The organism is Legionella steigerwaltii (assembly GCF_001468065.1).
In the GTDB taxonomy this organism is placed as follows: Bacteria; Pseudomonadota; Gammaproteobacteria; order Legionellales; family Legionellaceae; genus Legionella; species Legionella steigerwaltii.
The window spans coordinates 173,438-192,255 of sequence record NZ_LNYZ01000008.1 but is presented as its reverse complement, the minus strand read 5'-3'; the positions used below and the strand labels follow the sequence as shown (position 1 = coordinate 192,255).

The window sequence follows — 18,818 nt, the reverse complement described above, 5'->3', positions numbered from 1 at the left end:
TTTCAACCCTAATTTGAAAAAAAAGTGCCTATAGTGTATGACTGTATATTAGATATTAAATGAACCATCGAACGCAATTTTTCCATGTTCAACTAGGGTCTGTTTACAATTCGCTAGCTTGAGCCGAAATGACATGATTTTAGAGCACCGAAACGCAGCATACACGAAGTATGTGAGTATCGGAGCGCATAAAATCATGTCATTTTGGGCCAAGATAGTAGAATTGTAAACAGACCCTAATAATCACTTAATCTGGTTTTTTATGTATTCCGTGCAGTACAAATTAACTTTGGGGTGAGTCCTTATGTGGTACTTAAAAATAATGCGTGAATTATTGTCTGTACTTCCGGAGGCAAGTAGAAAAGATGGAAGAATTTTTTTAAATAAGCTTTTTTTCTCGGTTGAAGAAATAACCGAACAACAAACGGAAATAGAGTTTTTTCTAGGTTTGATTGAGAAATCATTTTTAAAATTTGAGAGGAAAGAACCTGGCTCAGTCTCTTTGACTGAATTCTGCAAACATATTTTGGGACTCACTCTGCTCTATGTTAAATCCAGTGACGATCTCGCTATTTGGAATTCGGATTTTGTTCCAGCATTAAAAAAAGGAAAAATTAAGCACTTTTTAATTTTGGATAAGAAGGAAAGAGCAAAAATATCATCGATTCGTCTTCTCAATAAGATTGAAATGGATACCTTCGCAAGTTTAGAGCACACAGTTAATATCAATTTTGAACATTTAAGGATCATTCTCAATAAATACCACACCACAGAAACAGCTCAATTTTTTATTAAAAATTATTCTACGCGATTAGATGGCGAAAATTGTTGTGGAGAGTTTAAGCTGCTCGTCCAAGATGCCCAAACATTCGTTGATAAACAGAGAAATCAGATTTTACCACCACCGTCTTTCAGTACATCACATCGATTAAGTATATTTCAGCCTATTATAGGACATAATAGTGAATCAGCTATTATCAACCATACCCAGAAAATACGGCAACCATAAATCCGGGGACATCCAAGCCCCCGGAAAATTTATGATCCAATGCATGAAGCAAAAAAGCGAAACTCTCCATTAAGTATCTCTAATCAAATATGCTATTATGGGGCTCAACTAGAATAAAGAATAATCATGAATAAAGTTCAATATAAAATTGTTTCCCTTACTGCACTTGGTGGTGCCTTAGAATTTTATGATTTTACGATTTATGCACTCTTTGCTTCATACATTAGCCAGAATTTTTTCACAAACACCAATACGCTGATTGGCTTAATTAATACATTTGCCGTCTTTGCCCTAGGTTATTTGGCACGACCTATAGGCGGCATGGTATTTGGACACTTAGGCGATAAATTTGGTCGAAAATCTGCTTTTTCCTTAGCTGTTTTCATGATGGCAACAGCAACCCTGCTTATGGGATGTTTACCTAATTATCACTCCATTGGCATTGCCGCTCCCATTATCCTCATTTTTTTGCGATTGATACAAGGATTCTCTGTGGGGGGTGAAATTCCTGGTGCTGCAGTATTTACCATGGAACACGTTCCTCAGAAACAGCGTGGATTTGCTATCGGCCTTGTATTTATGTGCATCACCCTGGGTAATAGTCTGGGCGCATTAATAGGATTTATTCTTACATCACTATTAAACCAAGAACAAATGATGTCTTGGGGCTGGCGCATTCCTTTTGTAATCGGATTTGGCTTAGGAATTATCAGCTACATTATTCGAAGACAATCGATTGAAACCCCTGTTTTTCTTGCTATGGCAAAAGAAAAAAAATTACATCGTCAACCATTTTGGGGGCTGTGGACTTTATCTTGGGAAAAATTATTTCATGCATTTTTATTCACCGCCGTCTCTTCCAGTATTATTTCGCTTTTTTTGTATTTGCCGGCCTATCTTACTTCTATAGTCAAACTCAAGATAACGCATACCTATTTGATTAATTTAGTAAGCTTTTTAAGCTTTGCTGTGTTAACTGCAGTCTTTGGTAGTTTATCGGATCGTTTCAATCGTAAAAAATTACTGATGGCTGGGGCCTTACTTTTGATTTTATCGAGTTATCCACTTTTTTATGGACTAAGTCATTTTGGTGAATCTTTTGTTTGGATTTTCACATTATGTTTTGCTTTATTTGGAGCAATGATCAATGGCAGCTATGTGGTCCTTATTAGTGAATCATTTCCAGCTCATTTACGTTACTCTGGAGTTGGATTCAGTTACAGCCTTGGTATCGCGCTATTTGGGGGTATTGCCCCCCTTGCCTTTACGCAACTCATCCATATCTTGAGAGTACCTGAAGCACCGGCTCTATACATATTGGTTTGTGCCTGCCTCACGCTCATCGCCATTCTGCGTTCAGATCACCAAGAAAAAACCCCTGCTCTCTTGCATGGCAACGAACAGACAAGCATTTTATCCAGATAGGACTAATCGCATCAATATCTGTCTTAATGAATCATACTTTTTAATGATGTCTACATATTCCCGACATGCTTTAAAATCTAAGGATAAAAATGAATATCGTGCATCAATACCTCGATACATGGCATCGTTTTTAAGAAGATAACTCAAACATTCAACAAACTCTCGTTCATTAAGTGACAGATCAACATAGTGGCTGCATAAGGCATCCAAAAAATGGCAAAAACCTTGTACTGCTGTACTTAAAATCTCGGCATCCTTTTTATTAGTTTTGGTGAGATACACTTCTGTTTCAGCCCGCAGCAAGTTCAATGGGGAGTGAATAGTACTCGTTCCAAAACATTTTAATTCTCTGTTCTTTTTTTCAGCTTCAGCTAGGGGCTCATACCATTTTTGATCCTTGTTATCACGATAATAGATGATGAAATTTTTATCCGCACTCAAAGATTGTTGGGCATAGGCTTCTTGAGTTAAGGCACACTGAGAGTCAAAAATAGCGCCAATATGCTCTGCCGTGTAATGTGAAGCACCTTTTCCACCATGACCATCATAAATCCCTATCAAGAAGGGTAAAGACGGTGAAAGCGTTTGTATGGCAATTGAAATATTATCTCGTGAACCCCATTCAAGCGCTTCATTAACGAGCGTTTTTGCTAATTGCTGCTCTTGTTGCTTGCTGGCAGAGGGTATTTTACTTAAACAGTTAAAAAGCCACTGCTCATGCTCTTTCTGAGTCTGCGAAATTAAAGGTTCGGTAAAACCATCACAAGTACTAATGATTTGTACCTTCCCTACCTTTTCTGAGGAAATATCTAGATGCTCATAAATTTTATCGAGCGGATTAATGTCAATGCTCGCATCAGCGCAAACGACCTTATCATTAAAATCGAAATCACCTATCGCACGAGAAACAGCTAACTGACCATTGATGCGATCAAAAAGAACAAAACCACCAGCTCTTTTTATACGTTCTAGCTCGACATTTGGATGATGAATGATGCTATTTAGGCGTAACACCCCTATCAATTTTTCGTGCTTGTCATAAACCACTGCAAAAGAAACAGAGTCCGCTAAAGTTGCAGTGATTAAAGTTCCTTGACCATCGTACACTGTTGTTGATGCAGTGGTACCACCATAGATCACATGCTGACCTGAGCGGTTAACCAGGTGATAACTGGTCCATAAACGACGACCAATTTCTTGGGGAGTAAGCAAATGAAAATGATCTGGGGTATACCAACAGGCAAAAGCCGCATCCTCTTGGCTGGGACGGGCTCCCATAGTCTCATATAAACCAAAACTATGTTCTTTTACATGCTCACAGACAATCTCTTTATCATGAGGCAATGATGTAATTTGATGAATGCGAGTCATGCTTTTCCTTATCAATAACTCTCTGTAGAACTATAGCATAAAGAATCAGCACACTAGGGTCTGGACAATTCATATTTGATCACTACGTACTGTGAACAAGCCCTGAAGTCTCCTATATGGTAATGTAGCCTGGGTGAAACGCAGTGGAACCCGGGTTTCGCTCCTATGGACCTATTTTCCAATGTTCAGGGACAAGCCGCGTTACGTCGAGGTTGTAGAGCAATTGTCAACAGACCTTAGTTTACTTGCAGTTTATTCCTCATTAGATGCTTCTTCTGTTACTTGAGTTAAGTAACCGCAATGAATTAAATAATCAAGGTATTTATTGAATAACGCCCCATCTATTTTTTCGCAATAAATCTCATGATTCGCTAACTGCGTTTTAGTATAAGTACAATCAATTTTCGCTTTATTATTGTGGAGATATAAATCAAATAATGAACTGCCTTTATGCACTATTTTTTCCGTGAAAAAGGGGCGTAAAGGAGAAAAGGAATGATTAAGATACCCACTATTTTGTTTAATCATTTTTTCCCAATCAGGATAGGTAACTTTCTTTACCTTAAACCCTTTTGCTTGCACATAGCCAAACAGTTGATCTACATAGACTTCTTGTGGATTTATCAAATGATACGTGTCCGCATGGTAGGGTTTTTCCTTAGCAAAATGTGTAATTGCTTTGGCAACGTAATCGACGGGGACAAAATTAAATCCTACATCAAGATTGGGCCTAGCCTCTAATTCGATACAGCCTTTGAGTATACGGCATACCACATCCCCATGGTTCCAATAACCCGTTTGACTTTCGCCCGTAATCAAACTTGGCCTGTAAACTACTGTTGGAATATTGTAACTGCGCGCATGAACTACCAATCGTTCAGCCAACCACTTTGTTTGATTATATCCACCATAAATTCCATCTTCTGGCGCTAATTCCGTTTGTTCGCTGATCACCACGTCATCTGCCAAATCAGCGGCCATAAAATAACCTACGGTTGAAATATAATGCAGTGCCTTCAAGCGCTTATATGCAGCTAATTTAATGAGTTGTTTCGTGCCAAGTACATTGCTCGCCATCAGTTTTTGATAAGGATAGATAAAATTAAGTAGCGCCGCCCCATGAACAATAAGATCGACCGTATCGGCCAAATATTCCCAATCTTGTCTGAAAAGGCCTAAGTTGTTTTTTTCCAAATTACCTAATACCACCTTGATCCGCTCATGAAAAGCTGAATTCCATAGACCATAATGTTCCATGTTTTTAATCACTCTGCCCATTCCAGCAGTGAATGAACTGGCTTGAACAAGACACGTAATGCGCCAGTTGGTATAGGTCAATAGCTCACGCAGTAAATAAGCTCCTAAAAAGCCTGTAGCACCGGTTAATAATATATGCTGTGGCATAGATTGGGGTGAACAGGTGATGTGTGGTGCTATGTTTTTATATTGATTAAACTCAGCGGCCAGATCGACGAAGGCATGATCAAGCCGTTTTTGTCGTTCCGCTTTCTCTGTATAGAATAAGTCCATAATTTCGTTTAGGCAGGGATCCGCAAGCAAAAACTCAATGGATATGTCTTTATCAGAGTGGGTTGAAAGGACATAATGTAACTGGGCCAGCTTCACCGAATTCAATCCTAATTCACTTAATTTTTTCTCTTTATCTAAGGCGGTAATGTCGCTATTAAAGATCGGTTTGAGCAACTGGGTGATCTCTGAATTCGCAGCATCCATTACCTGTTTCTCTGTGTGATCCGCAGCAATCCTATCAATACAGATAATATCTAAAGTCTTTTCCAAATATTTTTTCTTACACAATAAACGTTGTGTTTTACCACTTGTTGTTTTGGGAACTGAATTACGACCGACAAGCGCTACCACATCTGCATCAATCCCATGTGTTTGTAATAAATTGTTGCGTAGGGTGCTGATGATTTCTTCTAAGTTCGGTGCTTGAACTTTCTTTTTAATTTCTTGGACAATAACCAATAACTCACGATCATTTTCTTCCACCGAAAAAATAGCACAACTATGCGCTCGTAAATGAGGATGGCATGTATGGATGGCATCTTCCAAATCATGCGGATAATAATTACGCCCACGCATAATAATCAGGTCTTTTAAACGTCCTGTTACATAAAGTGCTCCCTGATCCAGATAGCCCAAATCTCCTGTGCGTAAAAAAGAATACTCCTTACTGGCAATATGCGCATTAAAATAATATTTTGTTTCCTCAGGTAATTGCCAATAACCTTGGCCAACACTTTTACCTGCTACCCATATCTCGCCAACCACTTTTTCGGGACACTCCTCTAAGGTCTCCGGATTAACAATCGCAAGAAAGCAATTGTCTATAGGTTGTCCACAGTGAATCAAACTGCGGGCATCAGGATGCGTTTCATCACAATAAAGTACTTTGCCCTGATTGAGTGCTTTCTTATCTACGCATTGGCTGCTTATTCCTTGCTTGCGACTCCCTCCGGTAACCATCAATGTCGATTCAGCAAGTCCATAACAAGGATAAAAAATCTCAGGCGAAAAGCCACATGATGCAAAGCGTTGAATAAAACGATCAACTGTCGCTTTGCGAATAGGCTCTGCGCCGCTCATGACAAATTGCAAGCTACTTAAATCCAATAGACTTTTTTCTTCCTCACTGATTTCACTCGTACATAAGTCATAAGCAAAATTGGGAGCGACAGTTGCCGTAGCACGATAGTGTGAGATGGTTTCCAACCAAGTTGCCGGACGCTGCAAAAAAGTCAATGGCGACATAAGTTTTACAGGAATTGTACTGAAAACAGGTTGTAATATTCCCCCGATTAGTCCCATGTCATGAAAATGAGGTAACCAAGAAACACTAACATCCTCTTGAGTAAGCTGAGTTGCCTTTTCGATTACAAATAAATTATGCAGCAAATTATCATGACTTATCATAACCCCTTTAGGTTTTCCGGTAGAACCTGAGGTGTATTGTAAAAAAGCGAGGTGATTTCCAGTCAACGAAGGATAGCGCCATGTATCTACTGCATGAATCCAATCTTCTGTAGTTATAAACCGTACCGCTTCATAATTCTTATATTTTCCATTTAACTTATTGAGTTGCAGCACAATTTCTTTTGTTGTCAAAACAACACGTGCTCCGGAATTCTCAATAATCTGTTGAAATTTTTCAGCCCAGTCTTTGGTAGTAGGAGCATAAGAAGGGACAGCAATGGTTCCTGCATACAAACAACCAAAGAAGGCAGCGATAAAATCTAGACCAGGGGGATAAATAATTAATACTCGATCACCGGGATGTGTTACTTCATATAGAACACTTGCTATTTTTTTTGCCTGCTCTGCCAATTCACCATAAGTTAGGCTCTTGTTTTCTTGTATTTTTTTGTCTATGAATGTATAGATTGGGAAATCCAGATTTTGCTCTACTTTTTTTTCCAGTAAATCGACCAAACTTATGTAACTTTCCCCCATACCAAACCCCTGAATCGATACTAAAAAACTTCGTGTAAAATTTTTCGAAATGCTCTTTAAGTAATAAATAATCTTTTAAGTAATTTATTATGGAATATCTATTTGAAAAGTACAGCAATCTCAGACAAACTAAAAAAGTTTTAAACGACGTTGTAGGATTAATTGAATGTTCAAATTCATGATTAAAGCCATTTTGAAAGTAAAAGAAGCCAGCATTTATTCTTTTGCTGGGTTAAAAGCAGCCTTTCAAGACGAATTTGCTTTTCGCCTTGAATTGTTTGTCGGTATTATTGCCTTACCGGCTGCGTTTTTAATAGGGAAAACAGCTGTTGAACGGGCATTATTAATTAGTTCCTTACTCATAGTATTGGTCGCTGAATTATTGAATTCCGCTGTAGAAACCACGTTAAATCGAATTGATCGCGCCTGGAACCCTTTAACTAAAAAAGGAAAAGATCTGGGTTCAGCCGCAGTGTTTATTACGATTGTTAATGCTCTTGTAGTGTGGGTCTTGATTATTATCTCTCGGTTTCAAGGCTAAAACATAATCCGAATTTACATCATTATTGAATAATGTAGCCCGTAGCCTGGGTGCAGCGCAGCAGAACCCAGGTTTCACTAGGGAAAAAGCTTCTTGATCCCGGGTTCCGCTGCGCTGCACCCAGGCTACAGAACTACCGATCCAGGCTAGGTATAATTAATACGTAAAAGCAGTTGTGTTCTGAATAAATTGCGCGATTTCATCCAATTGATTTTTTGCAAAATACTCTGTTTGTTCTTTTTCCGGATCAATTTGCGCGAGTTTTCGATAAAGTTTCTCTATATTCTGATGCCGGCCTTTTCCTAAAACCTTGGAGTGGCTGAAAAAGTAAAAAAATCCTGGTTCAATCTTTGCCTGACCAATTTGGTTTAATTTTTCCAATTGTTCTAAAGGGGATAATTGAGAACATAAAATGCGGGCAATTGTTCTCATCCCTGTACTGTTTGTATTAATAAATTTCTTTGCTAACTGTTTGCCTTCTACAATACGCCAAACGCATTCATTAAAACTACCTATTGCCTTTTTAAATTTCCCATTTTCCTTCTGCAACATGTGAATTACTTTTTCCACATTAGGATAAGGGTTATCTTCATCATCAAAATCTGCCCTTCGATTTTCTTTAATCAATCTTTTTGCCAATTCGTAATGAGATTGAGGAAAAGCAAATGTTGCGATTTCTTTATAAATTATCGTTCTTTTTTGGAGCATCACCCGATTAAATGCATTACTCAGTGGATTATTTTCATTGAATAGGTTGACTCTATATGGAAATATATCATGTTTTGCTTTCGACAAATTCATTTGTTGATGGTACTCTTCGAATTCCTTAAAGTGCTCAACCATCACTGCCCAATTATCATTAAAATCTTTATATGCATCCATTCTGGAAGGTAGTGTAATTAGAAATTTATTTACTTCATCAATCGTCGGGCGGTCCATCGGTTTTCTACTTTGTAGATGATTGAGTAAAGTTTTTATATCGTCTAAAAGATAAGGATCGATTTCGGATACATCATAACCTGTAAACAGACCATCCAAACAATAAGGCGCCGTTGCTAATTCGTACAGAGTTGTCGCTGCGTTTTTATATTGTAAAACCTTTTTAGCTCCAAAAATCTCACCCAATATTGCTGCTAAAGCATACATATCAGATTGATAAGAACTTCCTTCCCCAAGAATTACTTCCGGCGCCATATAAGCAGGCGTTCCTGAACGTTTTAGATTATTTTTTGAATCAATATCTTCAGCCAAGCCAAAATCAATAAAAATGATAAGAAATTGTCCATTAGGCAGTGCCTTATAACAAATGTTTGCGGGTTTAAGATCGCGATGCACCACCTCTTTTTGTTGTAATAAAAGCATTTCACTGGCTATCCGCGCTGCGACTTCCAGGCGAAACTGAAATGAATAGTTGTTGCTGGGTTTAAAAGGCAACAGCTTATCCAAACTGAGCCCACAATCTTCAAGGACTGTAAAGACTCTATCTCCTGCTCCAACAACACCAACAACGTTCACCCCATGCTTTTTTTGTCTTAATGCTTCTTTTTCTGTTCTTTTCAATAGATCAATGTAGGGGATTTCTTCTGAGGGCCATTGTATTTTGACCACATCGTTTACAGGGATAAGTTGTGCTTGATAACGCTTCTTTTTAGGTTCATGAGTTATAACGATTTTATATTTTGATTCATTAACAGAACCAAAACCACCTTTCCCTTTATGGGCACTATCAACAATATGCCATTGATTTTTATCTGAAAGAACCAAACTGTGGCTAAAAGTAAATTTGGGATTGTTCTTATTAAAAATACTTAATTTTGATTTTGACGATTTTAATGGAAACGGGGTATCAAAGACTGAGGGTAAAAAATTTACTTTTTCATTTTGCTTAAATAAAAATTTGGCAACTTTTTCATCTAGAAAAATTGGTTGCTGCGGATTATTCCATAGTTCATTAAAATCAATATACTTCATGCGATTTCCATAACGCAAAATAGCAAAAATAGGATACCCATAATATCAGCTTATTCTTAATAAGAAAAAAAATTTAAATCCACTTACGAGAATTCTCGATTCAGGTTAATATAAGCGCTTGTTAAAGTAGCCGTAGACCAATTAAACCCAAACATGTCCAAACCAATAAATCATACAAAACGCGTCTCTTATGTTGTTCCAGTTTACAATGAAGAAGCAGGAATAGCCGAATTTATTACGGCATTAACTGATACGCTAAATAAACTTGGCTACGCTTATGAAATACTGATAGTGGATGATGGCAGCCAGGATAATACACCTGTAATTATTCAACAATTGAGGACACGATTTCCTCTTCGCTGCATTCGTTTTAGTAGGAATTTTGGCAAGGAAAATGCCATAAGTGCCGGCCTTGACCATGCCCAAGGTGATGCGGTGATTCTAATGGATGCTGACTTCCAACACCCTCTGGAACTCCTAAGTCAATTTCTTACCAAATGGGAAGAAGGCTATGATATGGTCTATGCTGTTCGCCAAAATCGCGCTAATGAATCTTGGTTAAAAAGAACCTGTGCCAAAGCATTTTATCAACTGACTTCGCGAATAAATCGGATTAATATCCCTGCAAACGCTGGCGATTTCAGATTGTTGGATCGCAAGATTGTTAAAGCACTTCAAAAATTGCCTGAGCGTAATCGTTTTATGAAGGGCTTATACAGTTGGGTTGGATTTAAACAAGTTGCTATTCCTTTTGAAGTACAACCTCGCAAGACAGGTACTTCACAATGGAATTTTTACTCACTTTTGGATTTGGCAATCACTGGAATTACCTCATTTACTGCATTTCCATTGCGTATGATTGCTATTGGTGGGATTAGTGTTGCAACCCTAGCCATATTTTATGGCATTTGGATTATAATCAGTACATTGATATTTGGTATTGAAACCCCTGGTTGGGCAACCATAGTCACAACGATTACTTTTTTTGGTGGCTTACAACTCTTTGCCTTAGGCGTAGTTGGTGAGTACATAGGCCGCGTTTTTGATGAAGTCAAACATAGACCCCATTACATTATTGATGAGGAATCCAGCTTTGATGACAGCTCAACTTAAGTTAAGGCATAGGCTGATTTATTTTGTAGGTATAGGTGGCTCTGCTGCTTTGATACACCTCTTTACAGTATTCAATTTAGTGAATTTCATGCAGATGCAAGCGCTCACTGCTAATGTTTTTGCCTTTTTAATTGCATTTAATGTCAGTTTTTTAGGGCATAAATATCTTACTTTTTCCCGACTGCATAATGAAAAAATGTTGCGCCTACCCCATTTTTTTTTGGTAGCAGCTTCTGCTGGAGCCATTAATGAAATGCTCTATTTTTTTCTTTTACGCTACACTACCTTAAATTACTTGTTTGCTTTATTTCTCGTTTTGGGATTTGTTTCTGTTTATAGCTTTACAGTATCTAAATTTTGGGCCTGCCGTTAGAATCATTTTATTTGCTTAGTCATGGGATTTCATAGATTTTCATGCATCGTACATGGAATTGTAAAAAATTTAGATCAATAAGAATCGGGGTAACTGCCAGTAACTACTTCTACAGACTCACGAATGATGAGGCGTATTCCTGCCATTTCTTGCACTTTAGGTAATACAGCATCCACCTTTTCTGCGGTATCAATGAATTCTACCACTAAAGGAAGTTTGCTCCCTAAATCAACCAATGATGTAGTGACAACAGGGCCTCCACGTGTAAATCCAGCAATTGCGCGCAACACTGTTCCACCTGCAATGTCATTTTTATCAAGCATACTTAAGAGCTCGACATGCAAAGGACGATGTTGCCATTTATCGGCTTCGTTAATATAGATAGAAACTTTTACATGATTCATATCAGATTGTCCGAGCGAGCACTACACCCGCAATACCTGCTGCTATTGAAAAAACATTATTACAAATAATATTTAGTGCAGCAAGACCGTAATCACTTTGTTGTAATAGCATATAAGTTTCATAACTGAAACTTGAAAATGTTGTATAACCACCACAAAATCCAACTGCAACAAACAATCGCCATCGTGGATCAATCTCTACCCGCTCTAAAGTCCAGGCCATAAAAAAACCCAGGATAAAGCTTCCTGTAAGATTAACAATCAATGTTCCAAAAGGAATATCTGCTGATAAATATTTGACGGAAAAACGGCTCACTAAATAACGTAAATTCGCCCCAAAAATCGCTCCGAAGGAGACCCAAAAAAAGTCACTCAAGGTTTTCTTCCTTTTTATTCAAACAGATCACAATGGTCTAAAAAAGATAATACATAAAAAAAATAGGCCCGTAAATTTAACCTAAATTACCTATAATGAACCTTCGTGTTGGGCTAAATGCACATGAAACTCGTCACAATCCTTTAAAAATTCATCACTTAAAAAATAATTAAATTCATTCAAACGAGCACGAGCTATAGGATCAGCAGGACTCACTTTTTCCGCTGGATGACACATAATCAGTGTGTTCTCCTTAATTAAACTCATCCATTTCCTGAATAACTCTCTATAATTTGTCTCGGGTGCAAAATCATAAATGCCTGAGAAATAACGATTATGTGGAATACCTAATTTGATAAGCTGCCTCAGTAATGCCTTACCTCCTGTAAAACCCAATACTTTTGCTTTAAATCGACTTTGTGGCAAATTAATGGAAGGCCAAGTGGAACGAATTGAGGTCCCATAATTTTTTAATCTTTGTTCATAAAGATCCAAAATAACCTGCCGTATTACGGGAAATTGATGTACATGCTGGTGACCATCAATAAAATCAGGGGGTTGTTGCATGATATTTATAAATTGGTCCAATTGGGCTAAAAATTCTTTTGCAATGAAGGATAATTTCATCGAGCGCATATGTGTTTTAATTAACAATTCATGCAAAGTAAAACCCAATTTTTCTGGGGTGGATGCTAGATAACCTTCGGTTAAATTGAAATGTAAACCAATTTTGATGTGTTTACTCTTTTTTAAAGAAAGAAGTTCTTTGGCATAAGAAATAAAACCCGGCATATTCACCATGCAGCTTACCGCAGACAAGCGGCCCATGCATACTAACTTTAAAATGCCTTCAGAAACCCCGGAATCCAAGCCAAAATCATCGGCACATAAGACAATGGTTTTCGAATCAATCACAATCAAGCACCAATATTTGAAACAAAAACATATGATATATCATTTTTGCTATGAACATGTAGCCTGGGTAAAGCAAAGCGGAACCCGGGTTCCGGCTACGCCTTCACCCAGGCTACATGATTGGTTTTAAGGATTAACTAGACTGCTTCTGACTGTGCTTTTACAAGAAAAAAACGAGCGCCCAAAATATTGATGCACAAACCACCGATTACTAATAATCCTGCAGCAAGCTTCCACAGCTGAAACGGTTCATCCAATACAAAAACAGAACTCAACATGGCAACAATGGGAACCAATAAAGTAAAAGGTGCGACCATCCCTACTGGATAACGAGCAATGAGCCAGTTCCAAACCCCATAACCTATCCAAGTCGAAGCAAAAACGATGTAGAACAATGACAATGTGCCCCGCCAACTTATATGTTCGTAGGTATAAACAAAACTCGAAGTCCCCTCAAACATTAAAGAAAAAAGAAACATCGGGATGCAGGCAACAAAACTTCCCCACACAATAATTGCCATCATGTTGCTATTGCTGCCTTTAATTTTCTTAGTGATCAGATTCCCAAATCCCCATGTTGCAGCAGCGGCAAGAATAAAGATAAAACCTGGCAAAGAGATATCACTATCAAAATGCATAGCCACTAAGCCAATCCCAGTAAACGCAACAAGGGCACCAATAATCTGGCCTAGATTGGGCTGCTCACCCAAAAAAATCACAGCAAAAAACATACTAAAAAATACTTGCGTTTGCATGAGTAATGACGCCATTCCAGCTGGCATACCAATGTTCATGCCGATAAACAGAAAAGCAAATTGCAAAGCAAACATTACAAAGCCATAGAGAACAATTTCTTTGAATGACGTTTGAGGTATTTTGACAAAAAATATAGCCGGCACACTTGCAAATAAAAAACGTAGGGCGCAGAGTAGCAAAGGTGAAATTTCTTCCAATCCAAAGGAAACAAAAAGAAAATTTACCCCCCAAATCAAAACAACTAAAAGAGCCAATAACAGATGTGTAATAGGCATCATCAAGTGCTCCCGCAAAAGCTATATTTTAGCCTAATGGCTGTAATAAAGCCATTTAAATAGTTTATTTTTTAGCCACTAAAATGTTTAAAAAAAGCAAAGCTTGAATGCATCGCACCCAGAATACAGCAATCATAAACACCGATGTAGTCAGTTGTAGCCTGGGTGAAGGCAAAGCCGTAACCCGGGTTTCGGATAAAAAAATCACGCGCCTAAATCCCGGGTTTCGCACGCTGCACCCAGGCTACCATGATCACAAAAAAGCAACCTAAATTTTCATTAAAAGATTGCATTTAAAGACAGTATCTACGATATTCTATTTTTTTGTGGACTAAATTATGAAAGAAATTATTCTCGCTACCAGCAACCCCGGTAAAATTAAAGAATTACGTGATTTATTAGCACCGATAGAATGTATCCCGCAAACCAATTTAGGTGTCACAGATGCCATAGAAAATGGCTTAAGTTTTATTGAAAATGCACTAATCAAGGCCCGTCATGCCAGTTTGCACACAGGGAAACCTGCTTTGGCCGATGATTCGGGCTTAGTAGTACCTGTCTTAAATGGCGAGCCGGGTATTTATTCTGCTCGTTATGCGGGTAATGATGCAACCGATGAGGAAAACATCCATTTATTATTGGAAAAAATGACTCATATTCCCTCAAAACAGCGGGAGGCCTGGTTTTATTGTGCCATAGCATTAGTACAGCATGCGAAAGACCCTACGCCAATCATTGCAACAGGAATATGCAAGGGGATGATTCATAATCAACCCGTTGGCGAAGGCGGATTTGGTTATGATCCAATTTTTTATATTCCTGACTTTCAATGCACGGTAGCACAATTACCTGCTAAAATTAAAAATAATATCAGTCACCGCGCACAAGCATTAAAGCAACTGCGTACCCTACTTAAGAATTGACGATGGACACTGATGCACTCTTTGCGCAAGCATATAAATTCCAGTACGAAGGTCACTTGCCACAAGCCATTAGCCTATATGAGCAAATCTTGTTGCAAGAACCCAAACACCTGAACACTTTGCATTTTTTAGGGCTCACTTATGCTCAATTAGGCGACATGGATAATGCAATTCTCTATCTGTTACAGGCACTTTCCTTAAGTCCTGAGAATGCTGGTTTGCTTAACAACATAGCGAATGCATACAAAAAACTACATAACCTTGATAAGGCAATTGAATATTACCAACACGCTATAAAACTAAAGCCAGATTATGCCCAAGCTCATAATAACTTGGCCACTGTCTATGCATTGCAAAATAATTATGCCCAAGCTTTATTACATTATACCCGAGCAGTTCATGCTGAACCTGATTTTAGTGCAGCACATTTTAATTTAGGCTTATTATTGCTACAAAATAATCAGTTAGATGCAGCCAAAATTCAATTTAATAACGTAGTCTCCTTAAATCCTTTTCATACTGAAGCACTGTTTTATCTTGGTGTTTTGCATCTGGAGAAAAATGCTCTTGCCGAAGCAGAGGAAGCATTTCAAAATGTTTTAGAACAAGACAGTAAGCAAATAGAAGCTCTTTCCAACTTGGGTGTAATCGCTTTAAAAAGGCAACAAAACCAATTGGCAATCGATTATTTTAGTAAGGCATTAGCCCTGGATAATGAGAATGTTGAAGCACGAAATAACTTAGCTGCCACATTCATGCATCATGATCGTTTTGAGAATGCACTCATGCATTATGATGTATTGCTGCAAAAAGAACCGGATAATATTGAATATTTATATAATTCTGGGGTCGCACAAATGGCTTTAGGCCATTTAAATGAAGCCATTATTCTGTTTGACCACATACTTGAGTTAGAGCACACGCATACTTCCTCACTCAATAATCTGGCCGCAATTTATCTTAAATTGGAGCAAAGGGCTAAAGCCCAAGATTACCTAGAACGTGCTCTGGCAATTAATCCTAAAGATACAATAAGTGCTCACATGCTCCACGCCCTAACTGGAGATAAACAAGCAGAAACGACTCCTGAGTACGCCCATAACTTATTTAATAACTACGCGCTTTATTATGATCAACACATGAAAGGCACGTTAAACTATTCCATTCCACAACACATAGCACGAGTAATCCACCAATTAGAATTACCAGCAAACACCCATACCTTAGATTTAGGCTGCGGAACCGGTTTAACTGGAATTATTCTTCGTGAAGTCAGTAAACATTTAATCGGAGTTGATATTTCAGGAAAAATGCTGGCCCAAGCTAAGGCCAAGGAAATTTATGACAATTTGGTGGAAGCTGAGCTCAATGAATTTCTGCAGCAAAACAAAGCAACCTATGACCTGATTGTTGCAGCCGATGTCCTCCCCTATTTTGGCGAGCTCGATACACTATTCCATACGATTCATCGACATCTCAAATCCAAAGGCTATTTTATTTTCACCACAGAAATCAGCCTGGAAAATCCCTGGTCACTTGAAACAAGTGCTCGTTTCAGCCATCATCCAGACTACATTAAGCAATTAGTAGCACAAAATCGGTTCCAGCTCGTAAAACAGGAAAAAATTCCTGCCCGCATACAAGAACAACGTGTTTTGGAAGTTATGCTTTATATTTTAACAATTTGAATAATTTGAAGCAATAAAGCAAAATAGTAGATATACTATATATAGTAGGGAATAGGAAAGTGACTCTACCACTTTTATAGAGAGCAAGGAGCTTATATGTCGAAGCCCATCAATGCACGTAAATTTGTCGAGGCCCCGCAACTAACTTCTGACGAACAATATGAAATCAACCGGAAAATTGAGTTTGAAACCGCAAAATCATTTCACAGCATGGTTAAGCTTGGTGCTTTCGCCAATATTTTTGGTGCCTTTCTTTATGTTCTTGCTATCTATAGTTCAACCCAACCCAGATTGATCATTTCTTGGTATCTTCTTTTGGTGATTGCAAACTTACTCAATGTGCTATGGGCGCTTCGTTTTGAATACAAACATATAAGCCGTGAAGAAATACTTAAATGTCGAAAAGGCTTTCTCTACATTGTCATCTTAATATGTCTGATATGGAGCAGCATCGGCATTGTATTTATGCATGATGGAATACATCAACAAATGACTACCATTATCTTTTTATCAGCTGTTTTGATTTGTTTTTGTTTCTCAACGGCAATTGATTTAACGATGGGAGTCGCCAGCATCGTTTGTTTACTCACCCCCACACTTTTATACCGTCTCTATTTAATCATTAACTCAGCTGATTCCGAGGCAAATCAACTCAGTCTGTCAATTATAGGCTCATTTGTGGTACTTGGAATATTTATGCTCTTTGCGTGTTTTGTAGGAAATAGAATCCTTTTAAAATTATTTCGTTTAGGTTATGAAAATGCATTACTCAGTAATAAACTGGAAAACATGAATGCTTCCTTGGAACGTCGCGTCAAAGAGCGCACCACAGAATTGGAGCAATCACTGAAATTGGTGACCTACCAAGCAACGCATGATCTATTAACCGATTTACCTAATGAACGTTTCCTTTATGAGCACATACATAATGTCGCAGAAAAAGCGGTTAAAGATCATCACAAATTTGCCATTGCCTGCTTTTCACTAAACAATATGATAAAAATTAATGACAGTATTGGTCATCAAGCATCCGCCACCATTGTTCATCGTATTGCCCAACGTTTTGCTCAACTTGCAGAGAAAAACACAAAATATTTCATTTCACTGTTACGCAAAGATGTATTTGTTATTTTAATTGATCCAATCATCGACACGCTGGAAATTGAAGAATGTACTCAGGATTTATTTATTGTATTAGATAATCCTGTCTATGTGGCGCAACAAGAATTGAATTTAACTGCCAGTATTGGGATCAGTGTATTTCCGAGTGATGGCCGAGATGTAGACACACTGATTACCCATGCAGAAGCAGCGCGTACCCTTGCAACTGAGCGCGGAGGCAATAGTGTACGTGTTTACAATACGGTAATTACTGCCGATGCCTGTAGGCAATTGAACATTGAAAATCAACTCTATCGTGCGATTGAAAATAATGAATTAATACTAAATTACCAGCCATTCATTGACTTAAGAACCGGGACTGTGTGTGGTGCAGAAGCTTTAATACGTTGGAATAATCCCGTGCTGGGAATGCTTTCTCCAATGGAGTTTATCCCTTTAGCAGAAACAAATGGGATGATCCTTCCTATTGGTGAATGGGTATTAAGCACTGCATGCCAACAATTGAAAAAATGGCATAACAGCGGATTTAAATTGATTATTTCAGTTAATTTGTCGGCAAAACAGTTAGTACAACATGATCTTGTCGATCGTATAGGACAAATTTTAAACAACCTGAAACTCCCTCCTAAGTACCTCGAGCTGGAACTAACGGAGTCCAATGCATTTCACAACGAAGCGATACCAATTATTAATAAATTTACTGAGATGGGTATCGCACTAGCCATTGATGACTTTGGCACAGGCTACTCAGAATTTGGTAATCTTAAGTTATTTAAAGTGAATAAAATAAAAATTGATAAAACATTTATTCAAGATATCGAAGTCAGCATCGATAGTAGAAATATCGTGTGCAACACCATTGCCTTGGCCCATCGAATGAATATTGATTGCTTGGCGGAAGGTGTAGAAACTTTAGAGCAAATTAAATTTTTAAAAGAAAATGGGTGTTACATAATGCAAGGTTTTTACTTTAGTAAGCCACTGGATGTCAAAGAATTTTCTGAGTTTTTAAAAACACATTCTAAAAATGCCTATGAAGCGCTAACGAATTGGTAACACTAAATCCATCCATTCTTTCCTGA

15 protein-coding genes are annotated in these 18,818 nt (G+C 38.0%); 8 read left to right on the top strand and 7 right to left on the bottom strand.

Annotated elements, in window-relative coordinates; translation table 11 throughout:
- Nucleotides 1-304: 304 nt before the first annotated feature.
- Nucleotides 305-1,009, top strand: coding sequence for a hypothetical protein (locus tag Lstg_RS06135; RefSeq protein ID WP_058476780.1), 705 nt, complete (start codon nt 305-307; stop codon nt 1,007-1,009).
- Nucleotides 1,010-1,135: 126 nt separating this feature from the next.
- Nucleotides 1,136-2,434: an MFS transporter gene (locus Lstg_RS06130; RefSeq protein WP_058476779.1), complete on the top strand. Its 1,299-nt coding sequence runs from the start codon at nt 1,136-1,138 to the stop codon at nt 2,432-2,434.
- On the opposite strand, the gene Lstg_RS06125 is transcribed toward Lstg_RS06130, so the two are convergent.
- Nucleotides 2,423-3,805, bottom strand: coding sequence for a PP2C family serine/threonine-protein phosphatase (locus Lstg_RS06125; protein WP_082650801.1), 1,383 nt, complete (start codon nt 3,803-3,805; stop codon nt 2,423-2,425). The two genes, Lstg_RS06130 and Lstg_RS06125, sit on opposite strands and share 12 nt — an antisense overlap.
- A gap of 252 nt (nt 3,806-4,057) precedes the next feature.
- The gene (locus Lstg_RS06120) at nt 4,058-7,279 is read right to left on the bottom strand and encodes a thioester reductase domain-containing protein (RefSeq protein WP_058476778.1); all 3,222 of its coding nucleotides are present in this window, start codon (nt 7,277-7,279) and stop codon (nt 4,058-4,060) included.
- A gap of 166 nt (nt 7,280-7,445) precedes the next feature.
- Between Lstg_RS06120 and Lstg_RS06115 the strand changes: the two genes are divergently transcribed.
- Nucleotides 7,446-7,820, top strand: coding sequence for a diacylglycerol kinase (locus tag Lstg_RS06115; RefSeq protein WP_058476777.1), 375 nt, complete (start codon nt 7,446-7,448; stop codon nt 7,818-7,820).
- Between the two features lie 156 nt (nt 7,821-7,976).
- Here the strand turns inward: Lstg_RS06115 and Lstg_RS06110 are convergent, their stop codons facing one another.
- A complete protein-coding gene (locus tag Lstg_RS06110; RefSeq protein ID WP_058476776.1) occupies nt 7,977-9,791 on the bottom strand; it encodes a protein kinase domain-containing protein in 1,815 nt (604 codons plus the stop codon).
- Between the two features lie 153 nt (nt 9,792-9,944).
- Between Lstg_RS06110 and Lstg_RS06105 the strand changes: the two genes are divergently transcribed.
- The gene (locus tag Lstg_RS06105; RefSeq protein WP_058476775.1) at nt 9,945-10,904 is read left to right on the top strand and encodes a glycosyltransferase family 2 protein; all 960 of its coding nucleotides are present in this window, start codon (nt 9,945-9,947) and stop codon (nt 10,902-10,904) included.
- Complete coding sequence (locus Lstg_RS06100) at nt 10,888-11,277, top strand: GtrA family protein (protein ID WP_058476774.1); 390 nt, start codon at nt 10,888-10,890, stop codon at nt 11,275-11,277. Before Lstg_RS06105 ends, Lstg_RS06100 begins: the two co-directional genes overlap by 17 nt.
- Before the next feature lie 74 nt (nt 11,278-11,351).
- Here Lstg_RS06100 and Lstg_RS06095 read toward each other — a convergent pair whose 3' ends face one another.
- The 4 genes from Lstg_RS06095 to Lstg_RS06080 form a co-directional block, all read right to left on the bottom strand.
- Nucleotides 11,352-11,681: a DUF190 domain-containing protein gene (locus Lstg_RS06095; RefSeq protein ID WP_058476773.1), complete on the bottom strand. Its 330-nt coding sequence runs from the start codon at nt 11,679-11,681 to the stop codon at nt 11,352-11,354.
- 1 nt (nt 11,682) lies between these two features.
- Complete coding sequence (crcB, locus tag Lstg_RS06090) at nt 11,683-12,057, bottom strand: fluoride efflux transporter CrcB (RefSeq protein ID WP_058476772.1); 375 nt, start codon at nt 12,055-12,057, stop codon at nt 11,683-11,685.
- A 90-nt stretch (nt 12,058-12,147) separates the two neighbouring features.
- Nucleotides 12,148-12,972, bottom strand: coding sequence for a ChbG/HpnK family deacetylase (locus Lstg_RS06085; protein WP_058476771.1), 825 nt, complete (start codon nt 12,970-12,972; stop codon nt 12,148-12,150).
- Between the two features lie 137 nt (nt 12,973-13,109).
- Entirely contained in the window at nt 13,110-14,003 is an 894-nt protein-coding gene (locus tag Lstg_RS06080; protein WP_058476796.1) for an EamA family transporter, read from the bottom strand.
- Between the two features lie 338 nt (nt 14,004-14,341).
- Here Lstg_RS06080 and rdgB point away from each other — a divergent pair, with 338 nt between their 5' ends.
- The 3 genes from rdgB (at nt 14,342) to Lstg_RS06065 (ending at nt 18,792) form a co-directional block, all read left to right on the top strand.
- Complete coding sequence (rdgB, locus tag Lstg_RS06075) at nt 14,342-14,926, top strand: RdgB/HAM1 family non-canonical purine NTP pyrophosphatase (protein WP_058476770.1); 585 nt, start codon at nt 14,342-14,344, stop codon at nt 14,924-14,926.
- Nucleotides 14,927-14,928: 2 nt separating this feature from the next.
- Nucleotides 14,929-16,614 carry a tetratricopeptide repeat protein gene (locus Lstg_RS06070; RefSeq protein ID WP_058476769.1) on the top strand — a complete coding sequence of 562 codons (1,686 nt, stop codon included), beginning with the start codon at nt 14,929-14,931 and terminating at the stop codon, nt 16,612-16,614.
- Nucleotides 16,615-16,710: 96 nt separating this feature from the next.
- Nucleotides 16,711-18,792, top strand: coding sequence for a putative bifunctional diguanylate cyclase/phosphodiesterase (locus Lstg_RS06065; protein WP_058476768.1), 2,082 nt, complete (start codon nt 16,711-16,713; stop codon nt 18,790-18,792).
- Nucleotides 18,793-18,818: the final 26 nt, after the last annotated feature.